The sequence below is a fragment of the Aquimarina latercula DSM 2041 genome (assembly GCF_000430645.1).
Classification (GTDB): Bacteria; Bacteroidota; Bacteroidia; order Flavobacteriales; family Flavobacteriaceae; genus Aquimarina; species Aquimarina latercula.
Genome location: NZ_AUMK01000003.1, coordinates 713043 through 730914 on the forward strand (window position 1 = coordinate 713043; position 17872 = coordinate 730914).

Below are 17872 nucleotides of genomic sequence, written 5' to 3' on the forward strand. Positions count from 1 at the left end.
TGGACTTATTCGTTTTTATGATTCTTCTTATACTGCGTAGGAGTTAGACCCGTTATCTTTTTGAATACCGCATTAAATGAAGATTTTGAACTAAAACCAGATTTTTCTGCAATTGCTAATAATGTAAACTTTTTTTCTTCAGAAGAAACCAACAATGTTTTTACCTTTTCGATTCTATAAGTATTTATAAAATCATTGAAAGACATATGATACGTATCGTGGATATATAGGGATAGTTCTTTTTCTGATATAGATAACAAAGACGCTAGATCAGAAACTTTGAGGTTTTGATTTGTAAAAATCTCTTCTGTTTTCATATAATACGCTATACTATTCCTCAACGCAATATCTGTTTCTTCTTCTTTATGATCTTTTAGGCAAAAAGTTTTAAACAGCAGATTAGATTTTGTAAAACCAATAAAACCTATCCAATAGATATAGATAGAATTTAAAACCAATATTACATAGTAAAACTCTCCGCTATCTTCGAGATTAAAAAGAACTGCAATGATTTGATGAAGTAAATTAAGAATAATAAATACAATAAACATCCAGGAAAATGTGGAAAACCATTCCCAATTTTTGCGAATAGACAGAGAACCTTTGATCTGGTCTTTATTCTTATTTATAAATCCTAGGACATATATCATGAGAATTAGGTTAAACGTCAGATAAACAAAATCATTATATAGAAAAAAACCTGTTTGATAGACTCTATAAAAAATATGTTCATCAATACCACTATGGAGCATCACATACCAATAAGTTCTTAAGATTCCATACAAAATTGCGGGAATAAACAATAGATATTCAACAAAGGAAATAACGTAAGCTTTTTTTTCTATTTGGCTTTTTATATAAAAATAAAATCCCACACCAATAAGATACTTATACGGAAATGGAAAAGAAGTCAAAGGAAGAAAACCTATTGAATTGACATTCATATACAGGAATGCATATGTCAAATTATAAAAGGACAAAGAAAATAAAAACAATATGTAATAATTAAATGCTCTTTTATTCTCTCTTCTTTTAGAAAGTAGATATAAACATAGTGTAAAACCCTGTATTGCACCAAAAAGGACTATAATATTTAATACTGTGTAATTTATGGTGTTGTTTTTATTAGTAAAACGATCAATTAATAAATAAGTCTTTGGATGGTTTTAATAAACTTAATTCTTTGTTCTATAAATATTTCTTGGGTAATCAGAGATTCGTACATTTTCTTTTTGCAATTCGTTTAATGCATTTTTTGCTATCCAAATTGCAGAAGAGCTCTTTAATTCTAATAATTGATTAGCAACTTTTATAGCTTTTTTATTTAAATCTATATTTCTCTTTCCAATATTTCTCAAAGCCCAATTTATCGCTTTTTTCACATACAATCTGTCATCATTTGATTCTTTTTTAATGATTGGAAAAAATTGTTCAAACAATTCATTATCTGATTTTTTATCAGCCATACAATAAGCAGCCATAATAGCAAAACCAGCTCTTTTTTCGAATTCGGGTTTTCTCTTTGTCCAATCAATTATTTTAGCCAGTGCAAATTTACTTTTAGCAAACAGTCCCATACAGAAGCTATCACAAATTTCCCAGTTTTCAAAGGTTTTTACCCATTTCTCCATCAGTTCTTCTGTAACATCATTAGGATTAAATAATTTACTACACAACAACCTACCTTCATATATATTACTATCAAAAAGCTGCAAAGCAAGATCATTTCTACCCTTTCCAATATCTTTCGCTAATTCTTTTAGATCTTTATGATATATGCCTAAAGAATTGTGAGCTACAATTCCAAATTTCCTTTCTTTGAAAATTATTTTTTCAGGGTCTTTTAGCTCATTAAGATATACTATTATTTCATCGTAAGTCACACTAAGTTTTTCTGTTCATTAGATTATTCATTCCTACTATTTTACAAAATAAGTAAGAGGATCTTTTATTTTGTTTTCCTTTTCACCCAATTTATTATTAAGGTTAACGCCTTAGGAGAAAAAGTCTGTTCTATTTCGGCATATTCGCTTAATGAACCACTTTCTGATTCTTGAAAAAGGTGATTTAGATTTTCTAAGGTTACAATTTCTACATCTTGGTTACCTCCTTTTGCTAAGGCATTTTTAATTCCGGATAAATTTTCTTTTACTGAAACCTGCAGATCTTTATCTCCATTTAGAGCTAACACAGGAATATCAATTTCTTCTAAATATGCTGCAGGTTGGGACCTAATAAAACTAGCTACTTCTGAACCAGTAATCTGTTCTACCAACATTTTTCTTTGATTCTCTGGAAATAGCGCTCCATATTTATTAGAGTAATACGAGTTAATACTGTCTTTTAATGAAATATTATCTAAGTCAGAATTCACTACTATATCATAAGCTTCCTTTACTACTTTCTGACCTTGTTGAATTTGTAATTCATTTATTCCAAGATTTCTTTCGAAAGCAGCTTTTTGCAAAAGCATTAATTCATCCCCGTTTATTCCTGGCGCAGCAAGTAGAACCAAAAAATCTAAATCACCTTTCTCTACAGCAACTTTAGGAGCGACAATACCACCAATACTATGACCTATTAGTCCTATTTTAGAATCACTAAATTCCTTTCTTTCTTTTAAAAAATCAATTGCATACTTGACATCAGCAGCAGAGACGTCTATGGTAACCATATTAAAATCTCCTTCCGATTCGCCCACACCTCTTTCATCAAAACGAAATACAGCTATTCCGTTCTTTGTTAATTCATTTGCCAACACAAAATATGGTTTATGACCAAACATATCTCCATCTCTATTTTGTGCACCGCTACCACTAACTATAATAGCCAAAGCGTAATTACCCTTCTCTTTCGGCATTGTTAGTGTTCCACTTAACTTCACGTTATCATCTTTATTAACAAATACTACATTTTCAGAATGATAATTAAATGGTGGTTTGGGTTCTTGAGGTCTATTTAATGTAATAGTTCCTTTCTTAAGGTCTAAAGGAATAGGATGACCGCTTTGCGAAAAATTACCAATAATCTCCATCTTATCATTAAGTTTTCCCTTATACTCTAGTTTAAGATCGGGAAATGAAATAGTAATTATTGAGTCTGCAAAAACTGTGGCTGAAGCCTTAGCGCCGCTCAATCCTTGTTTTAAAATGCTAAGTGTTGATACATAATCATTAGCAACTTTTTCTATATTAAAAGCTATTTCTAACTTATTTCCATTAACATTTACTTCTCCAATCCAATCTCCAGAAACATCCTGAGAAAACGAAAAAACTGTAAAAAAGAAAAAAGAGAAGATGATAAATATTCTATCCATTTGTGTGAATGTTTTATAAACTAAAATAGTATATATTTTATACTCAACTAATTTATACTATTTTAGTTAGTAAATGGTATGAACAAAAAAAAGAATGAATAAAACTCATTCTTTTCGAAAATCATTTTAAACTATTGTAGCGAATATTACTCTAATGAAAATGTATACACACCTGTATCCTGATCAAATACAAATTCGGAATTTTGTATTTCTAAATTACTAAAATTGATCACATCACAACATTCTCCTTTAATTCGTTCTGTAGTTAATTCTAAAGCAAATAACTCCGAATTAGAAATTTCTATTGAATAAGCAGTTGTTCCCGCAGATATACTTGTCGAGTTTATTACCAAAATAGTAGTGTTATTTTCATTTATTTCGGCGAAATCAATCGTATTTTGATTATTTATATCTAAAATCATAATATTATTAACCTGAAGCGTACCGTTTGATATAACATTTTCTCCATCTGAATTTACTATTTCAAATCTAAATAAAGCATCTGGAGCACATACTACCAATTCACAATCGCTACTATTACAACTACTGAATAAAAGAACCATCATCAAAATAAGAGAAAAAAAACTAACTTTCATTATTTCATTTTTTAGTTATATCTATTAGATACATAACTTATACAATAGTTGCTTCAAGTATATAAATAACAAATACTATTATCAGATACTCCTAAACAAAAAAACCACAATAATGAAGTTATTGTGGTTTATCTTTTACATATAATCTCCCTAAGCAGAATTACGACTTGCATTAATATTTCCAAATAATGAACGCGTCACCATTTTTTCATAAATTTCTAAATCCTCTGCATCTTCTCCAGTTCTATTAATATCTTGGATTTTCTTTAATGCATATTGCTGAATAGTTAGCAATGGAAGTACAATATTTTCTCTAATATCGATAGAAGCCTTCCCTGCTGGTTCATTTTCCATTAACTCAGAATATCCTGTTAGTTTTAACAATAGGCGTTTAGTAAGTGTATATTCATCATGTATAATATTCCAAAAAGCGCCATATTCTTCATCTTCTTTCATATAAGCTGTTAATTGAAAAAACGATTTAGTCAAACTCATCATACTATTCCCTAACAACGCTCTAAAAAAAGCTGATTCCTTATACAGACTTGTTATTTTGTCAAATTCGTCTCTATCTTCAAAAGTTTTTAAGGCTGTTCCAACCCCATAAAACCCAGGAACATTCTGTTTTAACTGACTCCAACTACCAACAAATGGTATTGCTCTTAAGTCTCCAAAATCTAAACTACTACTTTTACTACGTTTAGAAGGACGACTACCTATATTCGCTTTTCCATAATATTTAAGCGTACTCATATGCTCTAAATATGGTAAAAACTTAGGATGGTTTTTAAAATCCACATAGGTCTGATAACTAATATCCGCCAATTCTTGCATTGTCTCTTTATTCTCTTTAGAAAAAAGATTGGCTTCGTTTGCTGTTAGTTGATTCTCTACTCCAGCTCCTAACAATTGTTCTAAATTATATTGACAAGAATCTAGTGTTCCGAAATTAGAACTAATGGTTTGTCCTTGGACCGTTATTTGAATTTGTTCATCCTCGACCGTCGGGCCAAGAGACGCATAAAATTGATTAGTATTTCCTCCTCCTCTAGCTGGTGGACCACCTCGACCATCAAAGAATATTACTTTTACATTATATTTTCTAGAAATCTCTGTAAGTGCTTCTTTAGCTTTAAAAATACCCCAGTTTGCCATCAGATATCCACCATCTTTTGTACCGTCAGAGAAACCTAACATAATAGTTTGTTTCATTCCTCGACTCTTTAGATGCTCCATATAAACTGGATTACTATACAATGTCTCCATCACCTGATGAGATACACGAAGATCAGGAACAGTTTCAAACAGTGGTATTACATCAACAGTAGGTTTTTCCCAATCACACAATCTAATCATAGCAAAAGCTTCCATGACATTAAGAACACTACCATTGTTACTAATTATGTAACGATTTGATCCTCGCTCTCCATTATTATTCTGTATGGTTTTAATTGCATAAATAGATTCTATGGTAGCTCTAGCCATATCATTATCTAATACTGAAGGATCTAATTTTCCTGTTACAGTAGACAATACCTTTATCTGCTCTTCTTCTGATAGTGTTTCGTAATTTTCTGGAAAAAAACCTAATCCTAAATCATTAGTTTTCTTTACGATCTCAGTAAGCACACCATGATGTACTCTAGAATCTTGCCTGATATCTAAAGTTCCAAAATGGAAACCAAAAATCTTTACCTTATTAATTAAATCCTGTAATTCTTCTAAAAACAAGGATTGATGTTTACTTATTAATTCTTCTCTAACTTCTAAAAGACCATTCATTAAGGTATCTATTGATAAAGGTTCAGCCGTTTTAGCATAATAGAAATTATCATATAAAGCAGACTCTAGAACTCCTAATTTATCCTGCAAATTTCCAAAGGTAATTCTACGTTTTAACTTACGCATATCTCTATAATAATTAATCAATATAGTTTTACGTAATCTTTTTGCAACTTTGAGAGTCGTTTCTGTTGTCACAAATGGATTTCCATCTCTATCTCCTCCAGGCCAAAAACCTAGGTTTATTAGATCGTTTTCGAGATCTTCTCCTTTGAATATATTTTGTTGAATATAGTTATAAATAGTCCCTACAGAATGATAGAATACATTTTCTAAATACCATATTAAACTAACAGCTTCATCATATGGAGTAGGCTTTTCTTTTTTAAAAAATGCTGTCTTACCTAATTGTGCTAGTAATCTTTTTATTTTTTGAGAATCATTCTCTCTTATTGCTGTATCAAGATCATGAATAATACCTAATACGGTACCTGGATAAAATTGTGTAGGATGCGCTGTTAAAGTTGGTCTAATCTTAAACCTCCTTAAATACTCCTTTAATTCTTCTAGTTGTCCTTTTGCTTGTGCTTCTTCTTTAATGCTTCGTAGCGTACCTCTTCCATCCATATTATTAACGATCGGAAACGCTGCATCTTCTATAGCATCAAACAATACTACCTGACGTTCTATATACTGAATAAATCTAAACAGCAAATCATGCTTATCCTTGTCTGAAGGATCATCTTGATAAGATGTAAAGAAGTTTTCTACTATTTCTGAAGGGTTCATCTTTTGATCATACCCTTTTTCACAAACTTCTTTAAAAAGAGGTAATAATACACCTGTATTGGTGATTTCATCAAAAGGTAATGTAATAAATATACTATTGTATATCTGATATTTAGTAAGAACGTTGTGGTTAAAACGATCTATTTTTGGTTGTCTTGCCATAATTGTGGTTACGAATATGGTTGATTAATAATTATTTTACATTAAAAAACCCTCTAAGATGATTTCCTAAAGGGTTTATATGTTTTAATACGATTGCCCTTTACAAATCTTGGAAAATAGAATGCATTAAGCGTTTTTTATCATTAATACTTTCCTCTAGTGATATCATAGTTTCCGTACGGTATACCCCATCAATATCATCTAACTGGAAAATAATGTCTTTCGCATGATTAGTATCTTTTGCTCTTACTTTACAAAAGATATTAAACTTTCCAGTAGTAATGTGAGCTACAGTCACAAAAGGAATTTCTTTAATTCTCTGTAATACAAATTTGGTTTGCGAAGTATTCTGAAGATATATCCCTACATAAGCGATAAAAGAATACCCTAATTTTTTATAATCTAATGTTAATGAAGAACCTTCAATAATTCCAGCTTCTTCCATTTTCTTAACACGCACGTGTACGGTTCCTGCAGAAATAAGTAATTTTTTTGCGATATCCGTAAATGGGGTACGAGTATTTTCGATCAACATGTCTAATATTTGGTGATCTACTTCGTCTAATTTAAATTTTGCCATAGTAATTCTAATAAATTTTCCCGATTAATTACATTGCAAAAATAACAGAAAAATTATCTATTCATACACTTTTTTTCAACTTTTTCTTAATTCTGTTGAGAATAATTCATCATTTAACTTGAATTTTAACAACTCATTTTCCGGAAGTACCTCTACTGTAACGTTTTCGTTAAATATCACTCTTTTGTTACCGATAATTTCTCTGTGACCATAAACATTTCGTAAATCATCAATTTTAACAACTTTTGGAATGAATTTAATATCATTTTGGGATAATTCTTCAGCATACTGGATGGCGATATCAACATTCTTATTATCTAGAATAACATCTCTAATGACTATATCGTAAAAACATTTCCCATTTTCTGGAATATCAAAATAAGCCTGATGCTTATTCCCTAGCACATCATTCATTGAAATATATTGAATAGATGTTACTAATGCATAAAAAATATAAACTCTAGTAGTATCCCGTGTATAATCGTTCTTATAATGTCCAGCTTCAAATAAAATAGTAGGAACACCTAAATCTGATAATGTATCTCCAACACAATTTATATTAAAGCCATCATCATATCTACCAATACCATTAGGAATGTACTTTTGTAATACAGAATTCATTTCTGCAATAATCTCCATAGCTATTTTTCGAGACTTGGTAATTGTGCGCTCATTATCACCAGCAGGTGATAAAAAAGAAACAGTAGCAGGTATATTTGTTGTTCCTACACTAAAAATAGTACGTTGTCCGTGTAAATTAAATGCGAAATCTGGTTTGATCTTATCAATTACATTTCTCAATATTACACTTTCCTTTTGACTCCTATCTTGAGCGTCTCTATTAAGATCAATCTGATTATGATTAAGCCTAGTATAAGCCTTTGCGCCATCAGGGCTTAATATAGGTATTATATATAAAGTACAAGAAGCTAATATTTGTTTTGAAACTTCGTTAGAGTCATCGGATAGCATATTCAAAAAATCGAACATCGATTTTGTAGTTGTACTTTCATTTCCATGCATCTGTGACCAGAACAACAACTTCTTGGAACCATTACCAACTTTAATAAGATGTATAGGTGCTTCATTTTCTGAGACACCTAACAGCTCCACAGTCATTCTATTAGAAAGATTATCTATTAACGGACCAATATGACCCAGATGTATGTAACGTCCTGATAACCTTGATTCTTTGTATTTAGTAAATGAACGAGATAATTCATTAATATCCATAAGCATATAAAAGAACCAAAATTACTACTGTTTACCGAAGATTCATAACAAATAGCTTAGTTTTTACAGATGTAAACCTAAGCTGTATTTACAATTGTAAATAAGTGTTATTTACAGATGTAAACATTTGAAAAATGGTGTTTGTTTAAGATGTTAAACAGAAAGTTAAATCATCCATTTATAATACTACGGAATTAAGTAATATTTCATTGATTGTAACATAAATTACTGTTTTTCAAGAATTAAAACATGTTTACCTATAGTTTTTATTTAATATTAGAATTGTTTATTATTCTTAAAGTTACAATTGTAAACTATTCTTTTGTAGGGTTTGTTTACCTTTGTAACACATTGCTAATTATAAAACGGTTTACAATGGTAAACACTGCAGCTTTTGGAAAAAGAATCCAAGAAATCATGAAATTTTATCACGTCTCGGCCTCAGGGTTTGCCGATGCTATGGGTGTTGGTCGTTCTTCTATCTCTCATATTTTATCTGGTAGAAATAAACCTAGCCTAGATTTTGTTATGAAGATTACTGAAGCCTACCCTGAAGCAGAGTTATATTGGCTTTTATACGGACAAGGATCATTTCCTAAGTCAAAAATCCCTAAACAAGAACAAGAAACACCTGCACAAAAAGAATCCATAACTCCTACTCCAATAATATCACCTACCGAAACGGAATCAGAACAAGACCTATTTTCACATTCTAATAATGATATACCTTTATCCAAGGATGCTTCAGAAGAAACAATAGCACCAATAATTAAAACTAATTCGACAAATAAAAATATTAGCCAGATAGTATTTTTTTATAAGGATGGTACTTTCGACGTTTATAAGAATTAAATATCTTAACAACTTTTATACTGGTTACTGTAAAATCTGTTGAAATAGATTTATTTTCGTTTCTCGTTATTATACTTTTATGAAACGATTTATTTTTTTATTATTTATCTCTGCTCTGTTTACAGGATGTTACCAACAAAAACGGGACTGTACAGAATTTCAAACAGGAACGTTTGAATTTGAGACATATCTAAACGGAGAACTTGCTAAAACAACGTTTATACGTAATGATTCTATAGAGATTGATTATTTTCAAGGTAGAAGTGACACCGCTAGTATTCGTTGGATTAATGATTGTGAGTATATTGTAAAAAAACTTCACCCAAAAAACATGGCTGAAGAAAAGGCTATACACATGAAAATATTAACTACAGAAAAAGACACTTATACTTTTGAATATGGGCTTGTAGGTGTTAAAAAAAATAAACAAAAAGGAACTGCCAAAAAAATTAAGTAATGTTTGAGATTTTCGCAACAGCAGATGCTTGGATAGCATTGTTAACACTAACCTTTCTAGAAATTGTGCTAGGAATTGATAATATTATATTTATTTCATTAGCTTCTAGTAAATTACCTGATCAAGAACAAAAAAAAGCTACAAACATTGGTTTGTTATTAGCTATGGTAATGAGGATTGTTTTACTATTTGGTATCTCCCTACTTGTAGCAATGGAGGCTCCTTTTTGGCACATCAATCTTCCTTGGATAGAAGCAGGAATTAGTGGTCAATCCCTAATATTATTTGGAGGAGGAATATTCTTATTATACAAAAGTGTCCATGAAATCCATGAAAAAGTAGATGAAAAAGGAGAAGAAGAGAAAGAAATAAAAGAAAAGAGTTCAAGTTCTTTATCTAAAGCTATTATTCAGATTACATTGATTAATGTGGTTTTCTCTTTTGATTCCATACTTACTGCAGTTGGTATGACTAATGGATTAAGTGATAATCCAACAGATGCTTTGATTATCATGATTATTGCGGTAGTTATTTCTGTTTTAATTATGATGTTGTTCGCTACTCCTGTTGGTCGTTTTGTAAACAAACACCCATCTATCCAGATTCTCGGACTATCTTTCTTAATATTAATTGGATTTATGTTGATAGCTGAAGCTGCACATCTAGCACATTTACAGATATTTGATTCAGAAGTAGGTACGATACCAAAAGGATATTTATATTTTACTATCGCATTTTCGTTATTTGTAGAGTTTATCAACTTTAAACTACGTAAAAAAGGAAAATTAAGCAGCCAAGAGAGCTAGTTTTACAACTTATAAATCAAGAATGAGTAAACTAAAAGAATTACAAGATCGTAGTCATACTACATGCGAATTATGCGGTGCTACTGATAATCTATCAATATATGATATCCCAGAATCTCCAAATGTAGGGTTAGACTCTAGTATTCTTATTTGCTCTATTTGTAAAGATCAAATTGAAAATGTTCTTACAATGAACCCTAATCATTGGCGTTGTCTTAATGATAGTATGTGGAGTCAAGTCCCTGGCGTACAGGTCATGGCGTATAGAATGCTTCATAGATTAAAATCTGAAGGGTGGCCACAAGATCTTATAGATATGCTATATCTGGACGATGATACTTTAGCATGGGCTAAAGCTACAGGAGAAGGTGATGATGAAAGTACTAAGATTAAGCATTTAGACTCTAATGGAGCTTTACTCAATGCAGGTGACAATGTGGTTTTAATAAAAGATCTAAATGTTAAAGGAGCTAATTTTACCGCAAAAAGAGGAACTGCTGTTCGCAATATTTCTTTAGTCCACGACAATCCTGAACATATAGAAGGAAAAGTAAGTGGTCAGCATATTGTCATTTTAACCAAATTTGTAAAAAAGTCCTAATTAATATATTCATAATCAAAAAACTGAAAAATTTTTACTTAAAATTTAAGTAAAAAAAATATTCAATATCCTCAATATTTTTTGTTTCTCATAGTTATTAAAGAATTTTATCTTGATTTTACCTAGTTAATTAATCACTTTAAGCAAATAGTTACAACTTACTTAAAATCAATTTTTTGAAACATAAAAAAAACAATTATAATGAACTTATTTTACAAATCAACATTTCGAATTATCCTTTCATTTTTATTTCTAATATTATCTCTTGGAAATACTAAAGCACAGACCTATTGTATACAATCAGGATCAGAACAAATTGCCGGAGAAGAAGATGGATTTAGATATGAGTTATGGAATCAAAATTCTCAAGGAACTGCTTGCATGACACTGGGAAATGAAGCATTATTTAGTGGAGAATGGGATGGTATATTGAACTATTTAGCGAGAAGAGGATTAGGGTACAATCAAACACAAGAACATCAAGAAATAGGGAACTTTTTCGCTACATATAACTGTAACTACAACCCTTCTACTTCTTCAGGAAACTCCTATCTATCTATTTATGGATGGACTATTGATCCCCTTGTAGAATATTATATTATTGAAGACTGGCGAAATTGGATTCCATCAATGGCTGATGGAGCAGTATTAAAAAAGTCTTTCGAAATAAACGGAAGTATTTACGATATTTATGAAAACACAAGAGTAAATCAACCATCAATTGTTGGAATCGCTACTTTCCAGCAATATTTTAGTATTAGAAGAGACACAAGAAATAGTGGTACAATAGATATTTCTGAACATTTTGAGCAATGGGAATCTATTGATATGAATTTAGGAAAACTACACGAAGTTTCTTTTGTTGTAGAAGGATACCAAAGTAGTGGTAGTTTTGAGTTTAACGAACTTAATATAGTTGCAGACAATACGACACTAGGAATAAACGAGATCAATAACCCCAATTCTTATTTTAAGATTTACCCTAATCCAGCGATTGATGAAGCTTATATAAAGTTTAAAAAAACTAACACAACTAAAAAACTTAAAATCTATGATACTTCAGGTAAAATGGTGTTATCAAAAAACTATGACAACACAGAGAACATAGCAAAAATTTCTAATTTAACAAAAGGTGTTTACTTTGTTTCATTAAACATCAATAATCAAAAGGTAGTAGATAAATTAATTGTCTACTAAGAATCACTAATACAATTGTTTTAATTTACTAGAATATTCTTTTTAGAACAAACTTGTCTGTTCTCCATCTCCATCATCATCTTCACCGTCTAACGAAACACCATTACCAGATTCTACATCTCCAGATATCTTTGAATCTGGAGTTACAGATTCTTCCTCAACTACTTCTATTTCTTCTGCTGGAATATCATCCGGCTCATCATACGGTAAAGGATCTAATAAATTAATCTGTCTTACTTTTTCTGTAGTTAATTGGTTTCCTTGTGCTTTTATACCTTTTATTGAAATAAAATCCTCAAGACTTATCTCATCATTTGGTCGCTGATCTTTTCCTCTAATTTTATTATATACTATCTCCGCAATTGGTCTATAATCGGTAGAGACAATTTCTAAAAACGATTTCTGATGATCGGAAATAAAAGTCTCTTCTCGATCCGCATTTTCTACTATGAATCGTTTTACATAATATCTTTCCTTATCTCCATCCCAGTAAATAGCAGAAATTGGTTTCATAGGTTTCCACTTCTCTAAAACTATCATATCAGATCCAAAATGAACTGTAATCTCTGGAACAATTGTCTTCAAAACACCTTTTTGATTGATTATCAACAACCTATCTTCTCCTTTAAACTCACCTAAAAGCTCTCCTCTTCCATCAACATTCAATCTTCTAACTGTATCATCAAACCAAATCTTACGAGGTTTCAATGTAGAAACCCCTAACTCCTTTAACTCAATTTTTTTAATATTATACTTAGTAACAATATTTCCTTTTACTCCTCTACCCTTTATCAATAAGTCAGAAAAATCAAGATCAAATTTCAGCTTCTTAATACTTCCCGCTTGGCGAAGAAAAATAGTAATCACTTCTGCTTCTCCATTAGGATTTGCAGTAAAATAAGTTGCTTTAGAACCTTTCTTACCTTGGGTTAAATCATATTCTTTATCTCTGGTAACACTAGTAACAGCAAAACGTTTAACATATGATGCTCCTCCTCTACCGTCTTGATAAATCATATTATAAATAGTACGTTTATCTTTCTTTTTAAAGACCGCAACATGAATAATGTCTTTCCCAACAAAAGTCTTAGCATCCACCTTTGTTATCATCATTTTACCATCTGCCATAAAACAAATAATATCATCAATATCAGAACAATCAGTTACATATTCATTTTTACGCAATGATGTACCTACAAAACCTTCTTCTCTATTTACATATAGTTTTGTATTTCTTATAACAACTTTCGTAGCTTCAATATCATCAAAAATTCTGATTTCGGTTTTACGCTCTCTTCCTTTACCATAAGTATCTTTTAACCTCTTAAAGTAAGAGATAGCATATTCTACAAGATGTTCTAAATGATATTTTACCTGTGCTATATCATCTTCTAACGCCTCAATTTTTTGTTGCGCTTTATCAATATCAAATTTTGAGATTCTTTTAATTCTAATCTCTGTCAAACGTACAATATCCTCTTCAGTAACTGCACGTTTTAAGTGTTTTATATGAGGTTGTAACCCTTTATCAATTGCTTGTATTACTCCTTCCCAGGTTTCTTCCTCTTCTATCTCACGATAAATACGGTTTTCGATAAAAATTCGTTCTAATGATGCAAAATGCCATTGTTCTTGCAATTCATTTAATTGAATCTCCAACTCTTTTTTAAGCAGCTCTAAGGTATTATCCGTAGAACGTTTTAACATTTCGGAGACTCCTATAAAATTAGGACGACTATTCTCTTCGATAACACATCCCAACGGCGAAATAGATGATTCACAATTAGTAAAGGCATATAATGCATCTATAGTTTTATCAGGAGAAATACCTCCTGGCAAATGCACTAATATCTCCACTTCAGCAGCGGTATTATCTTCTATTTTTTTTATTTTAATCTTACCTTTATCATTAGCTTTAAGGATAGAGTCTATTAAACTAGAGGTTGTAGTAGAGAAGGGTATCTCATTTATAACCAGTGTGTTCTTGTCTAATTGTGAGATTTTTGCACGCACTCTAACTTTTCCTCCGCGGTTTCCATCATTATAGTTAGTAAAATCAGCAATTCCTGCAGTTGGAAAATCTGGGAGTATTGTAAAACGTTTTCCTTGTAAATGTTTTATTGAAGCTTCTATCAGTTCAATAAAATTATGAGGAAGAATTTTAGTACTTAATCCTACTGCAATACCTTCGGCCCCTTGAGCAAGAAGTAATGGGAATTTTACAGGAAGATTTATTGGTTCCTTTTTCCTACCATCATAAGATAATTGCCAATCGGTAACTTTTGGATTATAAACAACATCTAAAGCAAATTTTGATAAACGCGCTTCAATATATCTAGATGCGGCAGCTCTATCACCTGTAAGAATATTACCCCAGTTACCCTGCATATCGATCAACAGATCTCGTTGTCCAATCTGCACCATAGCATCAGCAATACTTGCATCACCATGCGGGTGATATTGCATTGTATGCCCCACTATATTTGCAACTTTATTATATCTCCCATCATCCAAATCTTTCATAGAATGAAGAATTCTTCGTTGCACAGGTTTTAATCCATCTTCTATTGCTGGGACTGCACGTTCTAAGATTACATAAGATGCGTAATCCAAAAACCAGTCTTTATACATCCCAGTAACTTTGGTAATAACTTCCTGAGGTTGATGATCCTCTGGGGTTAACTCATTATGTAATTCTTCGTTTTCGTTTTCTATATCCATACCTTTTTCTGGGGCACTTTTTTGTATTCCTTTAGTACTACTCTTCTACTGCGTCTAATTCTACCTTTAAATTTTCGATAATAAATTCTTGTCTACTAGGTGTATTTTTTCCCATATAAAAAGATAGTAGCTCTTCTATAGACTTATCTTTATCTAACATTACAGGATCTAAACGAATATCATCTCCAATAAAATGAACAAATTCATCTGGCGATATTTCTCCTAATCCCTTAAATCGAGTGATTTCAGGCTTTCCAGACAATTTTTCAATAGCATCTCTTCTTTCCTGCTCAGAATAACAATAGATGGTTTCTTTTTTATTTCGTACTCTAAAAAGTGGTGTTTGAAGAATATACAAATGACCTTCTTTAATTACTTCTGGAAAAAATTGAAGAAAAAATGTAATTAATAATAACCTTATGTGCATTCCATCGACATCGGCATCAGTAGCAATTACAATATTATTATATCTAAGATCTTCTAAGGACTCTTCTATATTTAATGCTGCTTGTAATAAATTAAACTCCTCATTTTCATACACAATTTTTTTACTCATATTGTAGCTATTTAGCGGTTTCCCACGTAAGCTAAATACGGCCTGTGTATTTACGTCTCTAGATTTTGTTATTGATCCACTTGCAGAATCTCCCTCGGTAATAAATAAAGTACTCTCTAAATTCCTGTCTTTTTTGCTATCAGTAAGATGAACTCGGCAATCTCTTAATTTTTTATTATGTAAACTTGCTTTTTTTGCTCGTTCACGAGCCAGTTTACGGATACCAGATAAATCTTTTCGTTCTCGTTCTGCTTGTAGTATTTTTCTTTGCAGTGCCTCTGCTACATCTGAGTTCTTATGTAGAAAATTATCTAATTTTGTTTTTACAAAATCATTGATATAGGTTCTAACAGTTGGCAAATCTCCACCCATCTCCGTAGAACCTAACTTCGTTTTTGTTTGACTTTCAAAAACTGGTTCCATTACTTTTATACTAATAGCAGAAACAATTGATTTACGAATATCACTAGCCTCATAATTCTTACCGTAAAACTCCCTAATTGTCTTAACCACAGCTTCTCTAAAAGCAGCTTGATGTGTTCCACCTTGGGTAGTATGTTGTCCATTCACAAAAGAATGATACTCTTCACTGTACTGAGTTTTACTATGCGTAATTGCTATTTCTATATCATTACCTAACAAATGAATAATAGGATACAACCTATCATCTTCATTAATATTATCTGAAAGCAGATCTTTTAGTCCATTTTCTGAAAAATATTTTTCTCCATTAAAAATGATGGTTAACCCAGGATTTAGATACACATAGTTTTTAAGCATCTTCGCCACATACTCCGTTCGATACTTATAATGTTTAAAAATGGTATTATCAGGAACGAAAGAAACTTTTGTTCCTCTTCGTCTAGAGGTTTCGTCTAGAGTATCTTGATTCGTAAGGTTTCCTTTTTCAAATTCTGCAGATGCAGATTTTCCATCTCTAGTAGATTCTACTCTAAAATACGTGGATAAGGCATTAACAGCTTTTGTACCAACACCATTTAACCCTACGGACTTTTTAAATGCTCTTGAATCGTATTTTCCACCAGTATTCATTTTAGAAACTACATCTACAACTTTACCTAAAGGGATTCCACGTCCATAATCTCTAACAATTACTTTATCTCCTTGTATTGAAATTTCGATCGTTTTACCAGCGCCCATAACATATTCATCAATAGAATTGTCAAGCACTTCTTTTAATAAAATATAGATTCCATCATCAGCTGAAGATCCATCACCTAATTTTCCAATATACATTCCAGGTCGCATACGGATATGCTCTTTCCAATCGAGGGATCGTATATTATCTTCGGTATATTTAGTTTCCTTACTCATAAAATTTTAGGTAGAATGCTTGCTAATATAAGATTTCACTTACTAAATTGAAATAGTCCTCTTACAAAGTAATTAACAATTCTAAATAAGTTTTTGTTGATTATTTGAACTACAATGGATTAATTAAAAAATTGATCGATATTATTAGCAAAAACACTTATCATACTTTTCTAAAGTATGATTTAATATTATAAAATACTTATTCTTTAATATCTTATACATCTAAATTAAAAATAGTGTTTCTACTAAACTAAGTTGTTAGGTTTCTAAATACAAGCATCTTGATAAAAATTAAAAAAAATACAAGCTTAACTATTTCTACATCGAAAAAACTTACTCAAGAAAAAAATAAAACAATTATAATTACCAAAACTAACAGGCTAATATTGCGTAAACTACAAGTTTCTGATGCAGAAAAGTTCTTTTCATTAAATTCTGATCCTGAAGTTTTAAAATACACAGGTGATTATCCTTTTTTATCGATTGAAGATGCAAAATCCTTTTTAAAAAATTATCAAGAGTATAATATAAATGGGTATGGACGCTGGGCTGTATTACTTAAAGAAACAAATGATTTTATTGGCTGGTGTAGTCTTAAACGAAACAAAGATGGAGATATTGATATCGGTTTTCGTTTTTTTAGAAATAAATGGAATAAAGGATATGCGACAGAATCTTCAATAGCCGCATTAGCATATGGATTTACTCAATTAGGTATTAAAGAAATTATTGCAAGAGTGGTATCAGAAAACAAAGCTTCCATTAAAGTTTTAGAAAAAATAGGCATGACGTTTTGGAAAAAAAGCGACTGTAAAGGAATCCCCAACGTCCTATTTTACAAAATCGATAAATCTGATTTTCAAAATATTGTGTGCAAATAAAAAAGGTG

At 30.9% G+C, this 17872-nt stretch carries 15 protein-coding genes; 6 read left to right on the forward strand and 9 right to left on the reverse strand.

Going from position 1 to position 17872, the window contains the following annotated elements:
- Window positions 1-5 precede the first annotated feature (5 nt).
- From H526_RS0103380 to H526_RS0103410, 7 genes are all read right to left on the reverse strand, one after another.
- A complete protein-coding gene (locus H526_RS0103380; RefSeq protein ID WP_027391694.1) occupies window positions 6-944 on the reverse strand; it encodes a helix-turn-helix domain-containing protein in 939 nt (312 codons plus the stop codon).
- A gap of 231 nt (window positions 945-1175) precedes the next feature.
- The gene (locus H526_RS0103385) at window positions 1176-1883 is read right to left on the reverse strand and encodes a DNA alkylation repair protein (protein ID WP_027391695.1); all 708 of its coding nucleotides are present in this window, start codon (window positions 1881-1883) and stop codon (window positions 1176-1178) included.
- Window positions 1884-1948: 65 nt separating this feature from the next.
- Window positions 1949-3316, reverse strand: coding sequence for an alpha/beta hydrolase family protein (locus H526_RS0103390; protein WP_051335948.1), 1368 nt, complete (start codon window positions 3314-3316; stop codon window positions 1949-1951).
- A gap of 146 nt (window positions 3317-3462) precedes the next feature.
- Complete coding sequence (locus H526_RS0103395) at window positions 3463-3912, reverse strand: hypothetical protein (RefSeq protein WP_027391697.1); 450 nt, start codon at window positions 3910-3912, stop codon at window positions 3463-3465.
- A gap of 150 nt (window positions 3913-4062) precedes the next feature.
- Entirely contained in the window at window positions 4063-6645 is a 2583-nt protein-coding gene (locus H526_RS0103400; protein ID WP_027391698.1) for a phosphoenolpyruvate carboxylase, read from the reverse strand.
- Between the two features lie 100 nt (window positions 6646-6745).
- The gene (locus tag H526_RS0103405) at window positions 6746-7225 is read right to left on the reverse strand and encodes an Lrp/AsnC family transcriptional regulator (RefSeq protein ID WP_027391699.1); all 480 of its coding nucleotides are present in this window, start codon (window positions 7223-7225) and stop codon (window positions 6746-6748) included.
- A gap of 75 nt (window positions 7226-7300) precedes the next feature.
- On the reverse strand, window positions 7301-8458 hold the full coding sequence (locus tag H526_RS0103410) for a M14 family zinc carboxypeptidase (RefSeq protein ID WP_027391700.1): 1158 nt from the start codon (window positions 8456-8458) through the stop codon (window positions 7301-7303).
- Window positions 8459-8833: 375 nt separating this feature from the next.
- On the opposite strand from H526_RS0103410, the gene H526_RS0103415 reads away from it, so the two are divergent.
- From H526_RS0103415 to H526_RS28165, 5 genes are all read left to right on the forward strand, one after another.
- A complete protein-coding gene (locus H526_RS0103415; RefSeq protein WP_027391701.1) occupies window positions 8834-9310 on the forward strand; it encodes a helix-turn-helix domain-containing protein in 477 nt (158 codons plus the stop codon).
- 79 nt (window positions 9311-9389) lie between these two features.
- Complete coding sequence (locus H526_RS0103420; protein ID WP_027391702.1) at window positions 9390-9767, forward strand: hypothetical protein; 378 nt, start codon at window positions 9390-9392, stop codon at window positions 9765-9767.
- Window positions 9767-10573: a TerC family protein gene (locus H526_RS0103425; protein WP_027391703.1), complete on the forward strand. Its 807-nt coding sequence runs from the start codon at window positions 9767-9769 to the stop codon at window positions 10571-10573. The genes H526_RS0103420 and H526_RS0103425 overlap by 1 nt, the downstream gene beginning before the upstream one ends.
- Before the next feature lie 22 nt (window positions 10574-10595).
- Entirely contained in the window at window positions 10596-11174 is a 579-nt protein-coding gene (locus H526_RS0103430; protein ID WP_027391704.1) for a PhnA domain-containing protein, read from the forward strand.
- 201 nt (window positions 11175-11375) lie between these two features.
- Window positions 11376-12371 (forward strand): glycoside hydrolase family 11 protein, encoded by a 996-nt coding sequence (locus H526_RS28165; protein WP_051335950.1) that lies wholly within the window; start codon window positions 11376-11378, stop codon window positions 12369-12371.
- 42 nt (window positions 12372-12413) lie between these two features.
- Here the strand turns inward: H526_RS28165 and H526_RS0103440 are convergent, their stop codons facing one another.
- Both H526_RS0103440 and H526_RS0103445 read right to left on the reverse strand, forming a co-directional pair.
- Window positions 12414-15092, reverse strand: coding sequence for a DNA gyrase/topoisomerase IV subunit A (locus H526_RS0103440; RefSeq protein WP_035084218.1), 2679 nt, complete (start codon window positions 15090-15092; stop codon window positions 12414-12416).
- Between the two features lie 37 nt (window positions 15093-15129).
- A complete protein-coding gene (locus tag H526_RS0103445) occupies window positions 15130-16983 on the reverse strand; it encodes a DNA topoisomerase IV subunit B (RefSeq protein WP_027391706.1) in 1854 nt (617 codons plus the stop codon).
- 386 nt (window positions 16984-17369) lie between these two features.
- Here H526_RS0103445 and H526_RS0103450 point away from each other — a divergent pair, with 386 nt between their 5' ends.
- Window positions 17370-17864, forward strand: coding sequence for a GNAT family N-acetyltransferase (locus tag H526_RS0103450; RefSeq protein ID WP_245591178.1), 495 nt, complete (start codon window positions 17370-17372; stop codon window positions 17862-17864).
- The last annotated feature ends 8 nt before the right edge of the window (window positions 17865-17872 follow it).

Bases quoted from the DNA above. Each gene is read 5' to 3' on its own strand.
- H526_RS0103390 (WP_051335948.1), bottom strand. From the start codon at position 3,316: ATGGATAGAATATTTATCATCTTCTCTTTTTTCTTTTTTACAGTTTTT.
- H526_RS0103445 (WP_027391706.1), bottom strand. From the start codon at position 16,983: ATGAGTAAGGAAACTAAATATACCGAAGATAATATACGATCCCTCGAT.
- H526_RS0103380 (WP_027391694.1), bottom strand. From the start codon at position 944: ATGAATGTCAATTCAATAGGTTTTCTTCCTTTGACTTCTTTTCCATTT.
- H526_RS0103425 (WP_027391703.1), top strand. From the start codon at position 9,767: ATGTTTGAGATTTTCGCAACAGCAGATGCTTGGATAGCATTGTTAACA.
- H526_RS0103405 (WP_027391699.1), bottom strand. From the start codon at position 7,225: ATGGCAAAATTTAAATTAGACGAAGTAGATCACCAAATATTAGACATG.
- H526_RS28165 (WP_051335950.1), top strand. From the start codon at position 11,376: ATGAACTTATTTTACAAATCAACATTTCGAATTATCCTTTCATTTTTA.
- H526_RS0103440 (WP_035084218.1), bottom strand. From the start codon at position 15,092: ATGGATATAGAAAACGAAAACGAAGAATTACATAATGAGTTAACCCCA.
- H526_RS0103400 (WP_027391698.1), bottom strand. From the start codon at position 6,645: ATGGCAAGACAACCAAAAATAGATCGTTTTAACCACAACGTTCTTACT.
- H526_RS0103430 (WP_027391704.1), top strand. From the start codon at position 10,596: ATGAGTAAACTAAAAGAATTACAAGATCGTAGTCATACTACATGCGAA.
- H526_RS0103420 (WP_027391702.1), top strand. From the start codon at position 9,390: ATGAAACGATTTATTTTTTTATTATTTATCTCTGCTCTGTTTACAGGA.
- H526_RS0103395 (WP_027391697.1), bottom strand. From the start codon at position 3,912: ATGAAAGTTAGTTTTTTTTCTCTTATTTTGATGATGGTTCTTTTATTC.
- H526_RS0103410 (WP_027391700.1), bottom strand. From the start codon at position 8,458: ATGGATATTAATGAATTATCTCGTTCATTTACTAAATACAAAGAATCA.
- H526_RS0103415 (WP_027391701.1), top strand. From the start codon at position 8,834: ATGGTAAACACTGCAGCTTTTGGAAAAAGAATCCAAGAAATCATGAAA.